The 20173-nt window shown below is 67.2% G+C and carries 23 protein-coding genes and 1 pseudogene; 9 read left to right on the top strand and 15 right to left on the bottom strand.

The window, feature by feature from the left end; genetic code table 11:
* Window position 1 precedes the first annotated feature (1 nt).
* The 5 genes and pseudogenes from ACY0PA_RS00905 to ACY0PA_RS00885 all read right to left on the bottom strand — a co-directional run.
* Window positions 2-370: pseudogene (locus ACY0PA_RS00905) on the bottom strand (ISAzo13-like element transposase-related protein); the annotation flags it as partial.
* 117 nt (window positions 371-487) lie between these two features.
* Entirely contained in the window at window positions 488-1702 is a 1215-nt protein-coding gene (locus ACY0PA_RS00900) for an IS256 family transposase (protein WP_473086199.1), read from the bottom strand.
* A gap of 106 nt (window positions 1703-1808) precedes the next feature.
* On the bottom strand, window positions 1809-2012 hold the full coding sequence (locus tag ACY0PA_RS00895) for a hypothetical protein (RefSeq protein WP_473082863.1): 204 nt from the start codon (window positions 2010-2012) through the stop codon (window positions 1809-1811).
* Window positions 2013-2492: 480 nt separating this feature from the next.
* On the bottom strand, window positions 2493-3704 hold the full coding sequence (locus ACY0PA_RS00890) for a helix-turn-helix domain-containing protein (protein ID WP_473082862.1): 1212 nt from the start codon (window positions 3702-3704) through the stop codon (window positions 2493-2495).
* The gene (locus ACY0PA_RS00885; RefSeq protein ID WP_473082861.1) at window positions 3647-3952 is read right to left on the bottom strand and encodes a DUF6233 domain-containing protein; all 306 of its coding nucleotides are present in this window, start codon (window positions 3950-3952) and stop codon (window positions 3647-3649) included. The genes ACY0PA_RS00890 and ACY0PA_RS00885 overlap by 58 nt, the downstream gene beginning before the upstream one ends.
* A 219-nt stretch (window positions 3953-4171) precedes the next feature.
* Here ACY0PA_RS00885 and ACY0PA_RS00880 point away from each other — a divergent pair, with 219 nt between their 5' ends.
* Together ACY0PA_RS00880 and ACY0PA_RS00875 are read left to right on the top strand one after the other, a co-directional pair.
* A complete protein-coding gene (locus ACY0PA_RS00880; RefSeq protein ID WP_473082860.1) occupies window positions 4172-4759 on the top strand; it encodes an RNA polymerase sigma factor in 588 nt (195 codons plus the stop codon).
* The gene (locus tag ACY0PA_RS00875; protein WP_473082859.1) at window positions 4759-5454 is read left to right on the top strand and encodes a hypothetical protein; all 696 of its coding nucleotides are present in this window, start codon (window positions 4759-4761) and stop codon (window positions 5452-5454) included. Before ACY0PA_RS00880 ends, ACY0PA_RS00875 begins: the two co-directional genes overlap by 1 nt.
* A gap of 99 nt (window positions 5455-5553) precedes the next feature.
* On the opposite strand, the gene ACY0PA_RS00870 is transcribed toward ACY0PA_RS00875, so the two are convergent.
* Entirely contained in the window at window positions 5554-5817 is a 264-nt protein-coding gene (locus ACY0PA_RS00870) for a ribbon-helix-helix domain-containing protein (RefSeq protein WP_473082858.1), read from the bottom strand.
* Between the two features lie 499 nt (window positions 5818-6316).
* Here ACY0PA_RS00870 and ACY0PA_RS00865 point away from each other — a divergent pair, with 499 nt between their 5' ends.
* Window positions 6317-6610: a hypothetical protein gene (locus ACY0PA_RS00865; protein WP_473082857.1), complete on the top strand. Its 294-nt coding sequence runs from the start codon at window positions 6317-6319 to the stop codon at window positions 6608-6610.
* Window positions 6611-6724: 114 nt separating this feature from the next.
* On the opposite strand, the gene ACY0PA_RS00860 is transcribed toward ACY0PA_RS00865, so the two are convergent.
* Window positions 6725-7521 (bottom strand): IS5 family transposase gene (locus ACY0PA_RS00860; RefSeq protein WP_376692667.1). Its coding sequence is split into 2 segments (ribosomal slippage): window positions 6725-7186 and window positions 7189-7521, totalling 795 coding nucleotides; the frame shifts between segments, so codons are not numbered across the junction.
* A 352-nt stretch (window positions 7522-7873) separates the two neighbouring features.
* Here ACY0PA_RS00860 and ACY0PA_RS00855 point away from each other — a divergent pair.
* Window positions 7874-8083: a hypothetical protein gene (locus ACY0PA_RS00855; RefSeq protein ID WP_473082856.1), complete on the top strand. Its 210-nt coding sequence runs from the start codon at window positions 7874-7876 to the stop codon at window positions 8081-8083.
* 263 nt (window positions 8084-8346) lie between these two features.
* Here ACY0PA_RS00855 and ACY0PA_RS00850 read toward each other — a convergent pair whose 3' ends face one another.
* Together ACY0PA_RS00850 and ACY0PA_RS00845 are read right to left on the bottom strand one after the other, a co-directional pair.
* Window positions 8347-8577 carry a LexA family protein gene (locus tag ACY0PA_RS00850; protein ID WP_331718291.1) on the bottom strand — a complete coding sequence of 77 codons (231 nt, stop codon included), beginning with the start codon at window positions 8575-8577 and terminating at the stop codon, window positions 8347-8349.
* Between the two features lie 440 nt (window positions 8578-9017).
* On the bottom strand, window positions 9018-9437 hold the full coding sequence (locus ACY0PA_RS00845; RefSeq protein WP_473082855.1) for an ester cyclase: 420 nt from the start codon (window positions 9435-9437) through the stop codon (window positions 9018-9020).
* 99 nt (window positions 9438-9536) lie between these two features.
* Here ACY0PA_RS00845 and ACY0PA_RS00840 point away from each other — a divergent pair, with 99 nt between their 5' ends.
* Together ACY0PA_RS00840 and ACY0PA_RS00835 are read left to right on the top strand one after the other, a co-directional pair.
* A complete protein-coding gene (locus tag ACY0PA_RS00840) occupies window positions 9537-10115 on the top strand; it encodes a PadR family transcriptional regulator (protein ID WP_473082854.1) in 579 nt (192 codons plus the stop codon).
* A gap of 20 nt (window positions 10116-10135) precedes the next feature.
* Window positions 10136-11119, top strand: a complete 984-nt coding sequence (locus ACY0PA_RS00835) for an NADPH:quinone reductase (protein ID WP_473082853.1) — start codon at window positions 10136-10138, stop codon at window positions 11117-11119.
* A gap of 721 nt (window positions 11120-11840) precedes the next feature.
* Here ACY0PA_RS00835 and ACY0PA_RS00830 read toward each other — a convergent pair.
* Window positions 11841-12383 (bottom strand): ATP-dependent DNA ligase, encoded by a 543-nt coding sequence (locus tag ACY0PA_RS00830; RefSeq protein WP_473082852.1) that lies wholly within the window; start codon window positions 12381-12383, stop codon window positions 11841-11843.
* 307 nt (window positions 12384-12690) lie between these two features.
* Here ACY0PA_RS00830 and ACY0PA_RS00825 point away from each other — a divergent pair, with 307 nt between their 5' ends.
* Window positions 12691-12882, top strand: a complete 192-nt coding sequence (locus tag ACY0PA_RS00825) for a transposase (RefSeq protein ID WP_473086198.1) — start codon at window positions 12691-12693, stop codon at window positions 12880-12882.
* A 98-nt stretch (window positions 12883-12980) separates the two neighbouring features.
* On the top strand, window positions 12981-16112 hold the full coding sequence (locus tag ACY0PA_RS00820) for a Tn3 family transposase (protein WP_473082851.1): 3132 nt from the start codon (window positions 12981-12983) through the stop codon (window positions 16110-16112).
* A 316-nt stretch (window positions 16113-16428) separates the two neighbouring features.
* Here the strand turns inward: ACY0PA_RS00820 and ACY0PA_RS00815 are convergent, their stop codons facing one another.
* The 5 genes from ACY0PA_RS00815 to ACY0PA_RS00795 all read right to left on the bottom strand — a co-directional run bounded on the left by ACY0PA_RS00815 (window position 16429) and on the right by ACY0PA_RS00795 (window position 19354).
* Window positions 16429-16947, bottom strand: coding sequence for a hemerythrin domain-containing protein (locus tag ACY0PA_RS00815; RefSeq protein WP_398378857.1), 519 nt, complete (start codon window positions 16945-16947; stop codon window positions 16429-16431).
* Window positions 16944-17267, bottom strand: coding sequence for a hypothetical protein (locus ACY0PA_RS00810; protein ID WP_473082850.1), 324 nt, complete (start codon window positions 17265-17267; stop codon window positions 16944-16946). Before ACY0PA_RS00810 ends, ACY0PA_RS00815 begins: the two co-directional genes overlap by 4 nt.
* Window positions 17268-17315: 48 nt before the next feature.
* The gene (locus ACY0PA_RS00805; protein ID WP_473082849.1) at window positions 17316-17969 is read right to left on the bottom strand and encodes an FMN-dependent NADH-azoreductase; all 654 of its coding nucleotides are present in this window, start codon (window positions 17967-17969) and stop codon (window positions 17316-17318) included.
* Window positions 17970-18107: 138 nt separating this feature from the next.
* Complete coding sequence (locus ACY0PA_RS00800) at window positions 18108-18479, bottom strand: DoxX family protein (RefSeq protein WP_057582123.1); 372 nt, start codon at window positions 18477-18479, stop codon at window positions 18108-18110.
* 263 nt (window positions 18480-18742) lie between these two features.
* Window positions 18743-19354, bottom strand: a complete 612-nt coding sequence (locus ACY0PA_RS00795; RefSeq protein WP_398378859.1) for an NADPH-dependent F420 reductase — start codon at window positions 19352-19354, stop codon at window positions 18743-18745.
* Window positions 19355-19538: 184 nt separating this feature from the next.
* On the opposite strand from ACY0PA_RS00795, the gene ACY0PA_RS00790 reads away from it, so the two are divergent.
* Window positions 19539-20012 carry a MarR family winged helix-turn-helix transcriptional regulator gene (locus ACY0PA_RS00790; protein ID WP_181649889.1) on the top strand — a complete coding sequence of 158 codons (474 nt, stop codon included), beginning with the start codon at window positions 19539-19541 and terminating at the stop codon, window positions 20010-20012.
* Window positions 20013-20173 lie beyond the last annotated feature (161 nt).

The following is a 20173-nucleotide window of genomic DNA, read 5'->3' as shown; positions in this document are numbered from 1 at the left end:
CTCGCACGTTGGCCTGCAGACTGAAGCCTTCCTCTCGCAGCAGGCCGGCGACGGTATCGGCACTGACGCAGTGCCCGGCCTGGGTCAGCTCCTGCGCAAGCGTGCGGGTGGACTTCACCGTCCACCGCAGCGGCGACATCGGGTCACCCCGCACATCCGGCTCAACCAACGCCAACAGCGCCGACCGCAGCCCCGGATTCAGATCCGCGACCCGCTTGCGACCCCCGCCCGGACGCCGCACCCGCCCCAAAGGCTCCTCACCCGCCTCAAGTTCGAACACGCCCTTGCGAACCGTCGTCTCGCTGACCGCAGCCGCCTGGGCGACAGCTCGGACACCGCCATGTCCCAGCCCCCGGGCCTCCGCAGCCATCGACAGCCGTCGCTGCCGCTCGTCCAGATGCGGGAGCAACACCGCTAACTTCACGGCGAGTTGGGTACGAGTCTCATCGGGTCTGTAAAGCGAGCGGTGTAACTGGGTTTGGTGTGGCTAGAGTTGGCCTGCGTTGAGGCGGCCGTCGAAGGCCAGGTCGAAGGCGTTCATAGCGCCCTTCCAGCGCATGGTCCAGCGTTTACGGCCGGCGCCGGTCGGGTCGAGGCTCATGACGGCCATGTAGACACATTTGAGGGCGGCCTGCTCCGTGGGGAAGTGCCCGCGGGCGCGGACGGCCTTGCGGATGCGGGCGTTGACGCTCTCAATACTGTTGGTCGTGCACACGATGCGGGGTATTTCTGCATCAAACTGAAGGAAAGGCGTGAACTCGGGCCAGCTGGACTCCCAGAGGCGGACGATCGCCGGGTACTTCTTGCCCCAGGTCTCGGCGAATTCCAGGAACCGCGTCGTGGCCGCGTCCTCGGTCGGCGCGGTGTAGACGGGCTTGAGCGCCTTGGCGATCTTGTCCCAGTCCTGTCGGGCCGCGTATCGAAATGACGCCCGCAGCAGGTGAACCACGCACGTTTGCACCACAGTTCGCGGCCAGACCTCGCCAACTGCGTCGGGCAGGCCCTTCAACCCGTCGCAGACCAGCATGAGGACGTCTTCGACGCCCCTGTTCTTGAGCTCGGAGAGCACTCGGAGCCAGTGTTTCGCGCCTTCGCCGCCGTCGCCGGCCCACAGGCCGAGGATGTCGCGGTGTCCCTCGGCGGTGACCGCCAGGGCCACGTAGATCGGCCTGTTCGCTACTTGGCCATCGCGAATCTTGACGTTGATAGCGTCAATGAAGACGACCGGGTAGACGCGGTCGAGCGGCCGGTTCTGCCATTCCGCCATGCCATCCATCACCTTGTCGGTGATCGTGCTGATGGTCGTCTTGGAGACGTCCGCGCCGTAGACCTCGGCCAGGTGCGCGGAGATCTCCCCGTGCGTAAGACCCTTCGCGGACAGCGAGAGCACCATCTCGTCCACGCCGGTCAGCCGGCGCTGCCGCTTCTTGACGATGGCCGGCTCGAAGGAGCCCTCCCGGTCGCGAGGCACGTCGATCTCGACCGGCCCGATGTCCGTCAGCACCGTCTTGGACCGGGTGCCGTTACGGGAGTTGCCGCCGTCCTTGCCCGCCGGGTCGTGCTTGTCATAGCCGAGATGGTCGGTGATCTCGCCCTCCAGGGCGGACTCCAGAACCGCCTTGGTCAGCTGCTGCAGCAGCCCGCCCTCGCCGGTCAGCTGCAGCCCCTTGCTGCGGGCCTGCTCGACGAGCTGGTCGATCAGTTTCTGCTCGACCGTCGCGGCCTCCGGCGACGGATCCGCCTGGTACCGTCGACAGCCCCGCCCTGTCCCGCCGCCGGCCACCTCCAAGCACCCGGCGGCGGGGGTCTCAGTCAGCTTGCGTCTCGCCCTCTCTGCGCGGCCACGCCGTGCCGACGCGGAAGCCGTTGCGGAATTCGCCGCTATAGAAGTGCTGGTGATCCCCGCAGTGACCAGCGGACAGGGTGCAGCGCAGCGCGCTCTCGGGCTGACGGATGAAGCAGATGCCGGGAATCTCCACGTGCTCCTGCAACGTCTTCCGCCTGGTGCTCATCGCCGCGCCTGCCGCATCACGAGTCGCAGCCACGTGCCGTGAGCGCAGACCGCCGGGTCGTCGGCGCACTGCTCGCAGGTCTGCGTGTGGTCGAGCTGCGCGGGATAGACGTGGCGGATGGCGCAGGGGCAGCAGCCACGGGGAAACCAGCGGGCCGCAGTGCCGTGGAACATCCCATCCCACTGACCGAGATCAACCGCTGAGGTAGTGCACAGGGTGACGGCGCACCACACGCACGCCCGGCCGCGTACCTGCGGCTCGGACAGCTTGGAGGGGGCTGGGACTTGGATAGGCGGTGCCTCGAGCGTGCTGCTCGATCCGCTTCCCGCGCCGGACGCCGGACCCGTAATCTCGGCCATGTCGACTCCTGTTGGTCGGCCAGCCCCGGGACCGTTCACGCGGTTGCCGGGGCGCTGTACGACTCATGGAATCGGCGCGCTACTCAGGGTGACAGTGACGTGGCGTCCTAGTTTCGCGACGCTATTCGCCGACCCCTAGGAACTCGGCCAACGGCCTAAGCCCTGCAGGGTGATTGGGGAGCGCCCACAGATCGCGAACGATGGCTACCGCCAAGGTGTGATGCTGCATCCACGTAGGCGCCACCCGGCGCAGCGACTCGAGGGCTTTCACCGCCCCCTCCGCGTCACCCAGATCCGTATGGGCTCGCGCCACGTCCAGCAGTAGCCACGTCCGCCACGACGGCGGGGTGTCCTTGCTCAGCCGCATCCCCTTCGCCAGAGTCAGGGCCTCCTCGGGGCGCCCGTACTGCACGGCCAGCCGAACGCGTTCGATGCGCACCGATGACGGGCTGAAGACGCTGACCATTCGGCTGTCGCTGCCCTGCGGCAGCCTGGCTACACGAGCGGCTTCCTTCTCTGCGTTCTCCATCAACGCAGCGGCCCGCTCGTAGTCGTTGCTGCGCGCGGCCGACGTGGCGGCCGACATCGTCAGCGCGCCCCAGACTTTCAGGCCGTCAGCGGTGCCCGTCAGTCCACTGTCTTTCGTGTCGTCCGCGGCGTGCAGGGCGATGCTCAGGGCGTCACCAAGGCGCCCCTGCCGCTGGTAGGTCCACGCAACGGAGTTGACGATCATAGGGCGTAGCAGCGGGTCAGACGAGCGCCCTGCGGCATCTATGGCGCGCTCCAGGCTGATCAGGGCGAGATCCGTTTTCCCCATCCGTACGGCGACGTGCCCGGCCAGCTGGAGGGCCTTGCCCAGTGCCGCGAAACCGGCTCCCTGGTCCGCGCTGTCGGGCGATGCCGTGGCGGTGCGCGCGTCCGAAATGATGTCGGGAAGTGTCTTCATCACGGTGTCGAACTCGGCTGCGTGGTACTGGGTCCAGCCGTCTGCGATCTGCTCGCGCAAGTCGGACAGTGAGAAGTTGGGCCCGGGTGCCTTCGGCTCGGCCGCCCAGAGCGCGGGCATGATGGCGCGCCGTACGGCCACGAAGCGTGGCCCGTCGTTGTCCCCCGTCGAGACGGCAGGAGGGTCCCCCAGGAGGGTCGTCAGCTCCACGCCGAGGCCGTTCGCCAAGGCGTGGAGCGTGGGCAGGCGTGCCGAGTGTTTCCGTCCCTGCTCAAGCTGCCGGATTACGTCTACGGACACGTCGGAGCGCTCGGCCAATTCCTCTTGGGTCAGGGAGGCCAGGCGCCGCAGGCGTCGGAGAGTTCGCCCCAGGTCGTCGTTTGCCACGCAGCCACGGTACGCCGACCTTGCGGCGGGGGAGAGTGCCCGTCTGGCAGCAGGAACCAACGGCATGACGCCAGCGCGCGCCGCCGCGCCTGGTCCTCCGTGATCGGCTTGGTTCGGTTCTTCGCCATGTGACAGTCCCCGACATGGACATACATCGGCGCTTGGCCCGAGCGTGGCCGGCGGCCGACACCTCGGTGCCTGACTGGGGAATGAGCACGGACGTCGAGTTCGCGGCCCTTCCGGTTCAACGTCCCAAGGATCGCTCGTGATCGAACGTGCCCGTGGGGAGCGTGGTCGAACGCAAGCTACTCGTCAGTTACCGGAAGTGATCAAGGAGTCGCCTTCAGTAAGTTTTTCCTGTGTTCGCGTAGACGTTTGAAGCTCCCCGTGCGGCGTTAGGGGTGAGGGTCGCCGATCCTCCACCGCGCAGCGCATATCTACGCGGTGCCCATGGGCGAGGAGTGCACTTGGACGGGCCCGTCGCCATCGCGACTCAGCGACTGAGGGCAGAGCTGCCTCTCAAGTTGGAAGTGCCCTTCGAGGCCTTCACACGCCAGATGCGAGTGCCTTACCACCGCTATCTGTGCAGCAAGCTTGCCTCATCTACGGAGGCGCGGGACGAACTGAACGATTTTTTCGTGAAGTTGCACCTGAAATGGCAGACGGTGCTCCGAAGCGAGAACGTCGCTGCCTTCGCTTGGAAGATGCTGCATGACCACGTCGTGGACGTGCTCCGGAGCCGCGACCGCCGGCCGGTGCCGATGGACACGGCGTTTCTGCCGGTGCGCTCGTACTGGGCAGTGGAGTGCGATCCGATCGACGCGCTGCTGACCCGCCTGGACGTCCACCGGGCCCTGCAGCAGCTGACCGCGGGACAGCGGGAGTGCTTCTGGCTCCGGCACGTCCTTGGCTACACGGCCGTGGAGATTGCCGACTTGACTGGCAGAAGTCCCTCAACCGTCCGTACTCATCTGCAACATGCCATCCAGGAACTCAAGCAGGCTCTGCAGCCTGACGAGGGCTGGGGTATGCCGGTACCAAGGAAGGCGGACTGATGACATTCGCGGATGTTCTGGCAGGGCTGGAACTCGACCTCCCCGCCTACACCCTGGCGCAGCAAGAAGAGGACGACCGGCGACTGCATCTGCTCATCGGCGCGGCCGTCTTGCAGCGCGAGGTCGCGGAGAACCTGCAGGTCCGCAGTTGGCTGGTGCCGGCCTCTCCCGAGTGCACGGCACTGCTAATCGATGACAGTCCGGTCGACACGGCCGACCGTGACCGGGTGCATGAGCGTGCGGCGGACGATCTCACCGCCCTGTGCGAACTCGTCGTCAGGCGCAGTGATGCCGAGGAGAAACTGCTGACGCTTGTGGAGACGCCAGGTGAAAGCCAGGGCGCCCTGGTCTTTGCCTGCTTGCTCCAACTGTGCGGGTACGTAAGAAACGCCCGCTTCTGGTGGGCCTTCGCAGCTGGCGCGGGCAGCAATACCGCTGCCTACTGCCTCTTTCTGGACGGACTACTGCTCGACAGAGCCGAAGAAGCAGTCCACTGCTACGAGAGCCTGGGCGGTGCCGACTTCATCCACGATCACTCAGAAGACCCACCCCACTACTGGGGCACAGCCATCGGATTGGGCCGCGAACTCGACCAGCACATCGAGCAGGTCAGCCACGAAGACTTCGGTGTCATCGCGCTTCCCGGCCCGGGCCTGCCTGCCAATGTGGGCAGACGACAGACGAGCATCAGATGAGAACGCGGCAGCTTCCTGCAGACGGACAAAGGTGCGCTGCAGGAGCTGCCTGCACCCTCGGCTGCGCTGGAAGCCGGATCAGGCCGGCCGTCTCTGCCATCAGACCAGCCACAGTTGACGGATTGTCTTACCGTCTGGGGACTTCAGCAGGACCTCGCCACCTTGAGAGGTCTCCCTCTCCACCAGGGCCAACAGTGCGATCGCGCGCCGAACGCTCTCGGTGATCGAGATGTTTTTGTGTTCCTTGTACCAGCGGAGCTGCTCGGCGGTGTCGTGATTGATGTTGACGCTGAGCCGAGTCACTTGTGTCGTGTCGCTGGCCGCACCTGTCGATGCAGCGGCTTGGGTCGGGTGCTCGGGCATGCCAAGGCTCCTTGAGTTCGAATGTCACACACGAATAGACCCGTGCATAACCGCCGTCAGGCCCCCTCCCTGGCCCCCCAAGACCAGGTTTGCCCAACGGCTCATGCAGACGAGTCTTCGCCCGGAGCCGCACTAATGAGCGAGGCAACTAATGCGCTCGCTCAGGCGTGGTTCCCCCCACAGCAATGCGGAGCCAGGCGCCCGCGTCGGCCGGCCTGCTCGTTTCAAGTCGAGCTTGAAGGGTGTAAAGACTTGGACATTTGTGCATCTCCTCCACCAGACCGGGCGGCGCTCGGTATTGACATGGTGCCCTCGTACGCACTCTATGTCAAGCGAATCACCATCGAGTGATGCTCGGATACACTCTCAGTGTGTACCCAGTACGTATGGGATCAACACCTAATGTTGAAAAAGATCACATTGTATGTGGTAACGTGTCCGCCAAGCACCGCTTGGGTGTCTAGCCGCAGGGCGACGATCACCGGAGGGGACACCCCGTATGGCGAGTCACGAGAACCCAAAGCCCGAGGTGCTGCATGTTCAGGGGTTTCTCACACCGCTTGAGGACTGGCACAACGAACGGCAGCTCGACGTAGTGCCCCAACTCGGCTCACAGCGAGGCTCGTTGGCCGAGATTGATCGGTTCAAGGGAAGGGAGCGCGCTGCGAAGGTCGTACGCCAGCAGCAGCAGGAGTTCTGCGAGAACATGACCCCCGGTCGCGAGGCGACCTACCGCATCGGCGCCCCCAGGGGCGTCACCATCTGCATCTGCAAGCCGGGGGAGCATGTGTGAGCAGCCCGCCGCCGTCTGACGGTGACTTCTACGAGGACATACCTCCGCTGGAGCCCAGGCAGACCTGTGGATTCGGGCCCTCCATCCCCATAAGGCAGGCACTTAGAGATCATCTCAATTGGTGAGTCTGCGGTAGCAGATGAGGGTGCAGGCGATGCTGGTGAAGGCCAGGAAGTGGATGGCCTGCCGCTCGTAGCGACGGTGGAGACGTCGGCAGCCGGCGAGCCAGGCCATGGTGCGTTCGATGGTCCACCGGTGGCGCCCCAGCTTCTGTGACGTCTCAACTCCCTTGCGGGCGATGCGCGGTGTTATGTGGCGTAGGCGGAGCCATTGCCGCAGGTGACGGTTGTCGTAGGCTTTGTCGGCGTGAAGCTTGGCGGGGCGCCGACGGCGTGGACCGCGCCGGGATCTGATCGGTGGGATGCCGCGCACGAGCGGTTCGAGGGCCTGGCTGTCATGAAGGTTGGCGCCGGAGATGCCGACGGAAAGCGGCAGTCCGGTCCGCTCGGTGATCAAGTGGATCTTCGAGCCGTACTTGCCCCGATCTACAGGATTCGGACCCGTCAGGTCCCCTTTTTCAGGGCCCGCATGTTCACCGAGTCGATTGCGCATCGTGACCAGTCCAGCTCGCCTCGAGCCCCCAGCTCATCCAGGACCAGACGATGCAGTTTCGCCCAGACCCGTTGTCGGCTCCACTCCATGAACCGGCGGTGAGCCGTGGCCCCCGATGGCCCGAACACGGGCGGGACCTGCGACCACGTGCACCCGGTCGTGGCCACGAAGACAATCGCCGCCAACACCTCACGGTCCCCATGACGGCGCCGGCCACCACCCTGCGGCCGAGTCGGCGCCTCCGGCACCACCCGCTGGAACAACTCCCACAGCCCATCTGGGACCAGACGCTCAGTCAGCAACACAGCACCAGACTACCGGCATCACCAATTGAGATGATCTCTTAAGCCGACGGCCAAGCCGGCGGTCTTTCCCGTACAGAGAAGACGCACGGAGGACGAGTAGCCGGTGGAGCCCTTCCAGTCGGACGACATGCCCTCCGACGAACCGTTCTTCCAGATCTCTCCTCCGCGACAACTACCGATCACTCCCGCCGCGACCAACACCCCAGGTACCAGTCGGCAGGAGTTCGTCGAAGACCTCCCCCCCGATCCGTCACCCAGACCGGACAGCAACCTGGGCCCACTGGTCGAGGATGAATCACCGCAGAACAGCCAGACTGCAGCCTTCAGCTCGCCGCACGCGATCGACATGACGCGTCACAAACTGGCGATCGGCATGCTCTGGATGGTCGGGCTCATCGCAGGACTGCCCACAATCGCTCTGCTGGCCGCCCGCTGGACGCACTTCACCACCGACGCGTACCGCGAAGTGAGCCTCGTCTTCACCCCCGTAGTGGCCCTCACCAGCGCCGCGTTCGGGTTCTTCTTCGCCAGCGACGACCGCAACAATCGGCTCTGACGCAGCTTGCGCCGGCGCCCCTTCGAGTGGATAGCGCGATGGACGGCGGGAGCCCTTCAACCTGACGCGCAGTCTGGACCGACCGTGATGGTCAGTTCCGCCGAACCCCAGTCCGGGGCTGGCGACCGCGTCTGCCCACAGCGCAACCGCTCCGCCGCGCTCCGCTCAGCGTCCGCGATCCCACCTGCGCGTACGAGCAAGGTCGCGCACCTGCACTCGCTCCAGGAACTTGAGCGCGTCAAGCTGTTGGATCTCCTCGGACATCAGCTGAGCCGGTACTCCCGCGAGCCAGCACCCGGAGCACGCCGAAGGACGCCCGCCTCTTCCAGACGACGCAGCTGATACAAGACCGATGACGGGCTAGACAGACCCACCGCCGCAGCGATCTCCCGGACCGTAGGCGCCTCACCATGATCCGCGATGTGGGCGCGTATCGCCGCGAGCACCGACCGCTGCCGCTCGGTGACCTCCCAGGACCGTCGGACCCGGGTCACGACTCCTCCCCGGCCGTACGGCGCAGGTCCTCCCGCCGCTCCCGCGGAACGTCCCGCACGAGTTGTCGGGACAGATCAATCAAGCGCCGCCGCAGCCGCGTATTACTGCCCGCCGAAGCCCCGGCGAGTGCCCTATAGGTGCGGTCCCATTCGCGCTGAGACTGCACGATGTCGGGGGAATGTCCGCTGTGCACCATGAACCAAGTAGATCAGGTGTTCGAATTTCTCGGCAAGGCGACGAGTCGCCTCACCCCAGGTCCGGTGTCCCTTGACAGCGAAGTTAGTCCGGCCGAAGTCGCTGACCTGCGTGGACTAACTTCGTTGTCAATGCAGTCGCCCCGCGTCCCGGCGTGGGCTTTCGACTTCTGCCGAAGCGACGTACGGGCCTCTCCCGGCAGCGGTTGTTCCGTGCGGCAGAAGGCTCACCCGCACGACGAGGTTCAAGGCGCCGGGATGGCGCCGATCTGCTGCATCACCCCGAGGAGGTCGGGCTGGCCGCGTTCGCCGACGATCCGGCCCTCGGCCAGGTAGTAGAAGTTCATGGCCTGCACCGAGATCTTGTTGCCGCTCGCCGGGATCCCGAAGAACTCACCGTCGTGGGTGCCCCGCATGGTGAACCGCGCGGCGACCGTGTCGCCTTCGGCGACCATCTCCTCCAGCGCCCACTGGACGTCTGGGAAGGCGCTGCGCATCATCCCGATGACTTCCATGTACCCACCGGGACCCCGCAGTGGTTGCGGGTGGCTTGGCGCGTGGAACACCGCGTCCGGAGAAATGACCTCGCGGGCGAGCTCCTCGTCGCCCGTGTTGATGAACTCGACGAAGCGGTTCATCACGGACTCGGTGGACTGCGATGGCATCTTGCTGTGCCTCTCCAGAGACGTTTTGGCGGGTACCTGCGACCGTAACATCGAATCGATGTTCACATCGTTTCGATGTTCGCGTGTGAAGATGGACTCATGCTGGAACTCGCGATACTCGGCTTCCTCGCCGAGGGCCCTCTGCCCGGACACGAGCTGCGCCGCCGCGTCTCACAGCTGACCGGCTATACACGGCCGGTCAGTGACGGGACCTTGTATCCGGCGATCAATCGCCTGACCAGGGCGGGCTTGATCGAGCGGCACGCCGACCCGGCCGGCGGGGCGGCCCGCTACGTGGTGAGCCTGACCGCGGCTGGGCGGGCCGACATGCTGCAGCGCCTGCGCGAGCCTGCCGACCACGAGATCACCGACTTCACCCGGTTCTACGTCGTCCTGGCCTTCCTCTCCCACCTGCCCGACGTGGCCGAACAGCACGCGGTGCTGCGCAGACGGCTGGAGTTCCTGGAAGAACCGGCGAGCTTCTTCTACGACAACGAGCGGCCCCTGCGCGCCGAGGAGATCGCCGACCCCTACCGGCGCGGCATGCTGCTCACCGCCCGCGCCACCAGCCGCGCCGAACGGACCTGGCTGCGCGAGACCCTCGGAGAGAAGCCGCCCGCACTCGACACCACGGGCACCGACAGCGATCCACATGCGCCCGCCGCTCCCGCGAGCTGACCGCCCACGGAGGTACCCCCATGCTTGCTTCCTGGTACGACGAACAGGGCCCCGCCGCCGACGTCCTGCACATCGGCGAACTCCCAGACCCCGCCCCCGGACCCGGCGAGGTCCGCGTCCGCGTCACCGTCTCGGGCGTCAACCCCGGCGACACCAAGAAACGGCGCGGCTGGCTCGGCTCATCCATGCCCTTCCCACGGGTGATCCCGCACAGCGACGCCGCCGGAGTCATCGACGCCGTGGGCGCCGGAGTCGACGCCCACCGCGCCGGACAACGGGTCTGGGTATACGGCGCCCAGTCCTACCGCCCCTTCGGCACCGCCGCCCAGTACACCGTCGTACCCGACCACCAGGCCGCACCCCTGCCCGACCACCTCAGTGACGAGTTGGGCGCGAGCCTCGGCATCCCCGGCATCACCGCCCACCGCACCGTCTTCGCCGACGGCCCGGTCGACGGCCAACTGGTCCTGGTCCACGGCGTCCTCGGCGGCGTCGGCTCCCTGGCCGCCCAGCTCGCCCACTGGGCCGGCGCCACCGTGCTCGCCACCGTCCGCCGCACCCCGGACCTCCGCCACGTCGACCCGGCCGTCGTCTCCCACGCCGTCGCCCTGGACACCGACGACCCCGCCGCAGCCATGCGCGCGTACGCGCCGCAGGGCATCGACCGGATCATCGAGGTCGCGCTGTCCGACAACGCCGACCTCGACAACGCCGTCGCCGCCAACAACGCCGTCATCGCCGCCTACGCCACCCGCGCAGACCGCACCGAAATCCCCTTCTGGCCCCTGCTGTTCAACAACGTCACCCTGCGGCTGCTCGGCAGCGACGACTTCCCCGCCGAAGCCAAACGCCAGGCCGCCCGCGACCTCACCTCCGCCGCAGCCGTCGGGGCCCTCACCGTCACCGTCGGCCACCGCTACCCACTGGACGACATCGCCAAGGCCCACGACCACGTCGACACCGGCGGTGGCCACGGCCGCACCTTGCTCACCATCCCCCGATAGCCCAGACACGGGAAAGTGGCCCGTCACCAGCAACCCCCGTCTCATTGACGGCTACTGGATCGCTCACCCCACACGACTAGGTTCACTGCCAACGAAGCCGCAACGACTGGGTTCGTTGTCAAACGACTCGATTGGATGACAAGGGACATCCGGACGCAGCTGTCCTGTGCCATCGGATCTTGAGCGCGTGCCATCGAATCTTGACGGCCGCGAGTCCGTGTCACCGAAGATTGAGCGGTAGGGGCCAGGCACCCTCCGGCGAGCCGCGGATGTAGTCAGGCGTGGCGGCCGGGTCTACCTGACCGGGCCTTCATCTTCTCCTGGCTGTGCGTCAGGCATGTCCAGGATGGCCTCTCGGGTGTACTGAGGGCTCTCTGGGGGTGGGGCCACTCTAGGGGCCATGAGTACGGTGAGGAGCCTGCTCAGGTCATCCGTGGAGAGCGCCAGGCCCAGGGTCTGCGCGATGCGCAGAGCACAGTCCCGAATGGACTGAGCGTCCTTCTCGGGCGCCGCCATGCTCCCAATCTCGTCACACACTCGGCTGAACTGTTCAGCGCTGATCGTCGGCCGACCTATCGGTTGCGCCATGGTGTGCTCCTCCTGGAAGAGCGGGCGGTTCCACCCGCTCTTCCAGAAAGCGCTGAGCACACCCCAACGGCAACTGGAGAGAGGCAGCGCGCAGGCGCTGGACCAGAGCCGCTCAGACTTCGTTGGCACGCGCTCAACGTGCACTGTCACAGGACAGCAGCCGACGAACGCTCACCGTGGCGTGCCGGGTCGTGCCCGCCTCCACCTCCGCCGCCAGCGGCACACACGCCGTGTACACGGCGCCGCCGAGGACCTCACGGCCACCCGCGCCCGTCCGCCGCACATGCGCCGCCACCTCCGCCGATAGCACCGCAGACAGTGGCCGCGAGAACCGCATCAGCCCGTCCGGCAGCCGCACCACCACCGTCCGCGGCCGCGCCAACGGCCCCGCGAACCCGATCACCTCAGCGTCCTGCGGCGTCGATGCCCGCACCTTCACCCAGATACGGCCCGGCCGGTACGGCGACCCCACCCGCTTGCACACCACGCCCTCAACGCCGCTCGGCTCCAGTCTCCTGATCCACTCCCGCGCCGTCTCTGGATCCTCGGTCACCGGGACCACCTGAATCGGTGGCCCGCGCAGCTCCGCCACCAGCTCCACCAGGAGCGCACGCCGCTCCCGCCACGGCCTCGCCCGGACGTCCCCGAACTCCGGATGAGACAGGACATCCCACACAGAAGTGAACGGGTTCGCGGTTTCTGCACGTCGAACAGGGCGGAACCCTGCCTCGATCGGCCGACGTACCGCAAGCCGCTCCCCCGTCCATCCGCCCCAGCAGCACCGTCGTCGGCGACGCGAGCGAGCCGCTGACCGCGCCGACCACAGCCTCCGTCGACGCCCGGGCCCGGTACTTCCTCCACCCGCGGCTCGCCGTGTACCTCTGGTCCAGGGGTTTGAAGACCAGGCCCTCCATCCCTGCCGACGACCATGACAGCCACTCGGCTGCCGTCGCTGGGTCGGTGGTCGACGGGCACAGCGCAAACTGCGGCCCGATGTCGACGGTCACGCAATTCGGCTCTGGCGAAACGACGCCGTTGCGCTGTACCGCTCCAGCCCGGGGCGGCCCGTCGCGGCCGTGGCCAAGGACCTTGGCGTGAACCATGAGACGCTCCGCCTGTGGATCAAGGCAGCCGAGACCGGCCTTGGGGACCAGCGGAACAGCCAGTCACGCTAAGCACTTGATCTCGGGCTTCTAGCACGGGTGATCGGTGCCGTGCGGGGGTTCGGCGGAAGGTCCCCGATCACTGGTGGGGGATGGCTACGGTCCGCAGCATGCCGGTGGAATTTCTGACTGATGAGCAGGCTGAGGCGTATGGGAAGTTCGCCGAGGAGCCGACGAAGCCCGAGCTGGAGCGGTTCTTCTTCCTTGATGACGAGGACCTGAAGCTGATCGCGAAGCGGCGCGGGGACCACAACCGTCTCGGCTTCGCGCTCCAGATGTGCACGGTGCGGTACATCGGGCTGTTCCTGGAGGACCCCCTCGCGGTGCCGTGGCCTGTCGTCGAGCATCTGGCCGAGCAGCTGGGGATCGGGGATGTCTCCCAGATCAAGCGGTATACCGAGCGCAGGCCGACGCCGTACGAGCACGCGTGGGAGATACGTGACGCGTACGGCTATCACCAGTACGAGGACCACGACCAGGGCCGGAAGCTCCGGGCCTTCCTGCACGGCCGGGCGTGGACGGCGCACGCGGAGGGGCCGAAGGCTCTGTTCGATCACGCGGTGGGCTGGCTGCGCCGTAACCGGGTGCTCCTGCCAGGGGTGAGCGTGCTGGCCCGGCAGGTCGCCGAGGTCCGTGGTGTCGCGGACAAGCGGCTGCACGCCACGGTCGCCAGGGCGGCCCGGCGGGCGGACCCGGCTCTGCCCGGCGACCTGGTCGCCACGCTGAAGACGCCGGAGGGCAAACGGCATTCGGAGCTGGAGCGGATGCGCCGGCCGCCGACGCGGACCACCGGCACCGCAATGAAGGCCGCGTTGCAACGGGTCGAGGACATCGCCGCCTTCCAGTTGGGCCGTCTCAGGCTGGAGCAGGTTCCGCCGAACCGGCTGTCCGCGCTGGCCCGGTACGGGCTGGGCACCAAGGCGCCGAAGCTGGAGCGGACCCCGGAGCCCAAGCGCACGGCGATGCTCACCGCGGTGATGCGCCACCTGGAGGCGAAGGCGATCGACGACGCGCTGGACCTTTTCGAGATCCTGATGGCCACCCGGCTGATCAGCTCCGCGAGGCGGTCCACGGACAAGCAGCGCCTGTCCACGCTGCCGCAGTTGGAGAAGGCGGCACGGATCACCGCCCGGGTCTCGAAGGTGATCATCGAGGAGCTGGAGCTCATCGAGGCGAGCGGCTGCGATGTCGACGTGGCCGCGCTGTGGCGGGCCTTGGAGGAGGTCGCGCCTCGGGCCGCGCTCTCCAGCGCGGCGGCCACGGTGGTGAGCCTGGTGCCGGAGGACGACGGCACGGCGGAGACCGCGCTGCGTGGGGCGCTGGCGCTGCGCTACAACACCGTCAGGCCGTTCCTGTCGCTGCTGGGTGAGTCGAAGGCGCTGGACGCGGCGCCCGCCGGCAGACGGATCCTCACCTGGGTGCAGCGGCTCCCGGCTCTCTCCCGGCGGAAGGTGGGCGAGAAGCCGCTGCTGCCGCGCGAGGTCGACGACAAGCTGGTGCCGGCGCACTGGCGCAAGGCCGTGTACGCGAACGCGGAGCTGCCGCAGGGGGCGGTGGACCGGGATGCGTACGTGGTGTGTGTGCTGGAGCAGCTGTTCGGCGCGCTGAGGCGCCGCGACATCTTCGCCTCGCCCTCGCACCGCTGGTCCGACCCGCGAGCCCGGCTGCTTCAGGGCAAGGGGTGGGAGGCGGTGCGCGAGGACGTCCTGACGGGCCTGAGCCTGGACGAGGACGCCGAACAGCACCTTCGGGAACTGGTCGCCGTGCTGGACGCGACGTGGAAGCAGATGGCCGAGCGCCTTCAGGAGGCGGGCTCCGACGCGAAGATCAGTATCGAGGTGCAGCCAAACGGCCGGGCGAAGCTGAACGTGGAGAAGCTCCATGCGCTCGGTGAGCCGAAGTCACTGAAGTGGCTGCGCGAGCGTGTCGAGAAGATGCTTCCGAAGATCGACCTGCCGGACCTGCTGTTCGAGGTGTACTCATGGACCGGGTTCCTGGACGCTTTCGTGCATCTGGGCGACGGCAGAACCCGGATGAAGGATCTGACCACCTCGGTCGTCGCCCTGCTGGTGAGCGAGGCGTGCAACATCGGGATGACCCCGGTCATCAACCCCAACCACGAGGCTCTGACCCGCTCCCGGCTGGTCCACGTCGACCAGTACTATCTGCGCGCCGACACCATCGCCGCGGCGAACGCGGCCCTGATCGCCGCCCAGGCCCAGGTGCCCATCGTCGAGCATTGGGGAAAGGGGCTACTGGCCTCCGTCGACGGCCTGCGGTTCGTCGTCCCCGTCCGCACCATCAACGCCGCCCCCTCACCCAAGTACTTCGCGAAGAAGACCGGCATCACATGGCTGAACGCCATCAACGACCAGGTCATCGGCATCGGACAGATGGTGGTGCCCGGTACCCCGCGCGACTCCCTGTTCATCCTGGACGCCTTGTTGAACCTGGACGGCGGAGTGAAGCCGGAGATGGTCGCCACCGACAACGCCTCCTACTCCGACATGGTCTTTGGCATCTTCAAGCTGCTCGGCTACCGCTTCTCCCCGCGCTTCAAGGACCTTCAAGACCAGCGGTTCTGGAAGGCCCAGATGCCCGGCGCCGAGACGGCCGGCGGGTACGGGCCGCTGGAGGCGATCGCGCGGAACAAGGTGAACGTGAAGAAGGTGATCACGCACTGGCCGGACATGCTGCGGGTCGCCGGCTCCCTGGTCACCAACCAGGTCCGCGCCTACGACCTGCTGAGGATGTTCGGCCGAGAGGGGCATCCCGCCCCGCTGGGGCAGGCGTTCGCCGAGTACGGGCGCATCGCCAAGACCCTGCACCTGCTCGCCGTCGTCGACCCGGTCGACGACACCTACCGCCGCCAGATGCACAAACAGCTCACCGTCCAGGAATCCCGCCACAAGCTCGCCCGCGACATCTGCCACGGCAAGAAGGGCACCATCCACCAGGCGTACCGGGACGGGATGGAGGACCAGCTCGGGGCGCTGGGGCTCGTGCTGAACGCCGTGGTCCTCTGGACGACACGCTACATCGACGCCGCCGTCGCCCAGCTCCGCGCGGAGGGCTACGAGATCCGCGACGAGGACGTCGCCCGGCTCTCCCCGCTCAAGCACAAGAATCTGAACGTCCTGGGCCGGTACAACTTCACCGCCTCCCAGCCGGTGAAGGGGCTGCGGCCCCTGCGCGACCCGGATGCTGTCGACCTCGACGATGACGACGGCCAGGAGGAGTGAGCGCCGCATCCGCTGTCCGGGGCGGGTCGTTGTACTTCGAGAAGGCCACCGCCGACCGGCGGAGCAGCGAGAAGTGGGGGCGCCGGTATGACCGTGACCGACTCGTACGACGAGATGAGGGAGCACCCGCGGGAGGCCAACGAGCGGTTCGCCGCCGACCGCAGGGACACGACGATGACCATCCGCTTCGAACCCATCGAGGCGACCGGACCTGCACGAAGCCTCTATTTTCGTGTCAGCGTCCAGCTTCAAAGCCTCCATGGCGCAGCGGCACCGCCGTCCGCGGCTCCAAACTCACGCTCCCGGCCAGGACAGCTCAGGCGTGCCAGCCGTGGTCCATCCGCAGGAAGTACGGGAAGAGGGTGCGCTCCTCGAAGTCGAGATGTGCCTGGAGGTGGTCGGAAAGCGCGACGATCTGTTCCAGCACCACGTGGACGGAGCGTTCGTCCTTGGGGTTCAGATGCCGCGCGTCGGCGCGGATGCTCACGATCATCTGCTTGACCTCCTCATGCTCGCGCCAGAGCCGCCCGATCTGACCGCTGAGCTCGGGGAACCGGTACTGCATGACCGGCAGCATCCGAGCGTCCTCGATCGTGTGGTGGGCGTCCAGGTGGGCGCAGAAATGCTGGCAGCCCACCTTGAGCTGCCAGGTGAGGTCCGCGACAGTCAGACCGCCGAGCAGCTCCTCAATGTCCTCTGCGCGTGTGGTCGCCGCATCGAGCACCTCAAGCCCCTTGCGCAGGGCGGCGACGTCGCTGCGCAGCGGCGCATGCGCCATCAGCAGCTGCTGCACCATCTGGCGGCCGGCGACAGTTCCCACCTGCGGCTGTGTCATCGTCGATGCTCCTTTGCGACTGCCTCGCGCACCGCGGGCGCGACCTTCTCGATGATGGGGCGCAGCGCGGACTCGTTGGCCGGGCCGCTGAAGATGTAGCCGTTCATGCCGTGCTCGACCGGCCAGCTTGTCAGCAGGTCGACCCGCTGCGTAGTCGAACGGTCACCGACCAGGTTGTAGACCCGGTTGGTCCGGCTCGGGTCCCGCCCGGCAGCGCCAGCCGCCTCGTCGATTCGCCGGTTCGCGTCGTCCAGCTCAATCCGGGGCGAGAAATTCCTTCGAGGGCAGCCAGCTGCCTGTCCCCGCTGGAGTTCGCCCACGGCGGCCGTGAAGCGTGCTTCACGGCCGCCGTCCGGAGGGCGCTGTTTCTAGGCGGCGATGCGGTGGGCTATCGCCTTGGCCGTGGAGGCTGCGTCGTCCAGTGCCTGCTGGCGGGAGGCTTCGAAGAGGGGGATCAGCTGGGACATCGCCGGGTTGTGTACGGCCATCGTGAGTTCCGGGACGATGAAGTTCACGTCCAGGGCGAGCGCGTCGGCCAGAACGGCCGTGAGGTAGTTCTGCACGTATTCGTAGCCCTCGCGGGGCGTGCCCGGGGCGTAGGAGCCGCCGCGGCTGGCGACGACGGTGACGGGGGTGCCCTTGAGCCTGGAGCTTTCCACGCCGGCGGTGCGGCCGACGAGGACGATGTTGTCGAGCCACGCCTTGAGGGTCGAGGGAATCGAGTAGTTGTACATCGGAGCGCCGATCAGTACGGCGTCGGCGTTCTCCAGCTCGTCGATCAGCGTCAGCCGGTGGGCGAGGGCGGCGGCCTGGGCGGGGGTGTGCGTGGCCGGGTCGGTCTGGCCGGCGGTGTGGGCGTCGGCGGTGAGGTGCGGTACGGGGTTCGTGGCGAGGTCACGGTAGATGACCGTGCCCTCGGGGTGGTGCTCCTGCCAGGTCCGGCGGAAGGCGGCGGTCACGGCGCGGGAGGAGGAGGCGTCGCCGGAAAACAGCGAGGAATCGAGGTGCAGAAGAGTGGCCATGGGATGTTCCTCAGGTGTAGCAGTGGTCGGGAATGCGGATGATCGGTGACGGTCCGCGTGGCGAGGGCGGTCTCGCGATCACCCGGCCGGGTTTGCCGGGCGGAAGGTGAGCTGTGGCGCCTCGGATTCAGGCGCTGGTCAGGAGGCGAGGACGAGCGTGGCGGCGGCAGCGATCGCGATGACGGTGAGGATGATGGGTGCCATCGCGTTGCCGCGGGTCTCGGGGTTGGCGTAGTCGCCGGACTTGGCGTGGAAGCCGACGGCTCCGACGAGCAGGACTGCGAATCCCAGGGCGGCGGCAACGCCGATGGGCTGCCAGAAGAGACCGGCGATGAGCCCTGCGGCTGCGGCCAGCTCGGCCAGCCCGATGAACCGGACCAGCGGGGCGCTGAAGCCTCCGGGAGACTGCAACTGGGCTGGAATGCTGCCCTTGAGCAGGGCTTTCGGTAGTCCGGCGGCCAGCCCGACAACGGCGAGCAGAACGCTCAGTACGGCGGCGAAGACAAACACGGGTCATGCCTTTCTGGAGAGTGATTCGGACCGCCCGAGCTGTGAGGGACCGGCATCCGTGGAGGATGGGTGTGCCAGGGGTTTTGCTGCTCACGCGTGGGCGTTGCTGAAGTGCGGTCTCATCGATGGAGAGCGCTGCTGCGCGGCAACCCGGCCGCGGGCCGGGCGCCGGCCGCCGCGGTGCGGCCGGTGACGGCAGACGCTGAGGCGGGACGGCTCGTCGGCGCCGGCCGCACCGCCTGTGGAAGGCGGAACGCGGCCGATCAGGTGAGGGGCTGTTCGGTGAAGTTCCTGAGCACCAGTACGCCGGGAACCTCGATGAGGCGTCCGCCTTCGTCGATCCTGCCGAGTTCCACCGGCGACAGGCCGAGCGTGCGGGCGAGCTCGGCGATCTGGGAGCTGGCCTCCCCGGAGTCGCTGGAGACGAAGACCACGCGATTGCCCTGGCCGGAGGGCACTTCGGCGGCGAGCGTCTGGGCGGGAAGGTGGTTGAAGCCCTTCACGATCTGGGCGCCGGGCAGGACCTCGGCCGCGTACTGCGAGGAGAGCCGACCCTTGAGGATGTCGCCCGCGTTGGGCGCGTAGTGCGCGTTGGTGGTGTCGACGACGATCTTCCCGTTCCAGTCGGGCAGGGCGTTGCCGAACGTCTCGACTGCGCCGAACGGGATGGCCATGAAGATGACGTCGCTCGCCAGTGCCTCGGTGAGCGTCACGGCCCGGACCGTGGAACCCCAGGAGGCGGCGAGTTCGCTGATCGAGCCCGGTCCACGGGTGTTGGCGATGCTGACCTCGACTCCGGCCCGGGCGAAGACGCGCGCCAGCGCCGAACCGATGTTTCCGGTGCCCACGATGGCGTAGCGGGTGTCTGCAGACATGAGTGCTCCCTGTTCCAGTAATTGCTGAAGGCTGTCGAGGCGGCAGAGCAGCTTCGTCGTCCGGCCTGTCGGCGCCGCGTTTCTGTAGGCGGCTCCGACCTCCGCCAGTCCATTTGGTTGAGGTGTTAACCAAACCGTACGACGGACTGGTTAACATGTCAACCAAAGCGGTAGGGTGGGCTTCATGGACGAACCGCGATGGCTGGACGAGCGTGAACAGCGGGCTTGGCGCAGCCTCATGAAGATGCAGGCCGGCCTGTCCGAATACATCGAGCGGCAGCTGCGCACCCACAGCGGGCTGTCCACCGCCGACTACCAGGTGCTGGCGCACCTGTCCGAGGCGCCCGAGGGGCGCCTGCGGTCGTTCGCACTCGGAGATGCGCTGCAATGGGAGAAGAGCCGTCTGTCGCAGCATCTGACCCGCATGCAGAACCGCAACCTCATCCGCCGCGAGCGATGCGCGACCGACCAGCGAGGGGCCGTCGTGGTCATCACCGAACAGGGCCGCACCCTCGTCGAGGCAGCCGCCCCGCTCCACCTGGCTGACGTGCGCAATGTGCTGATCGACCACGTGACCCCCGCGCAGATGGACCTGCTGATCGAATTGGGAGACCAGGTGGAGGCGCGACTCGCCGAGATCGATCAGAAACCGGGATGACCCCTTGCGTCCCTGCCGGGCTGCCGCCGACCGTGCCGTCAGAGTCTCGCCCGGGGTGCTGATGAGGGCCCGGCATCGCACCAACTGCCCTTACTGCGACACTCCGATCCAACAAAGAAGACGATGCGGGTCGACGAGCCTCGCCTTCAAAAAACGAACGT

This window comes from Streptomyces sp. DS1-CR2, from assembly GCF_055760475.1.
Note: the sequence above shows the minus strand (reverse complement) of the source record. Positions and strands in the feature narration are given on the sequence as shown.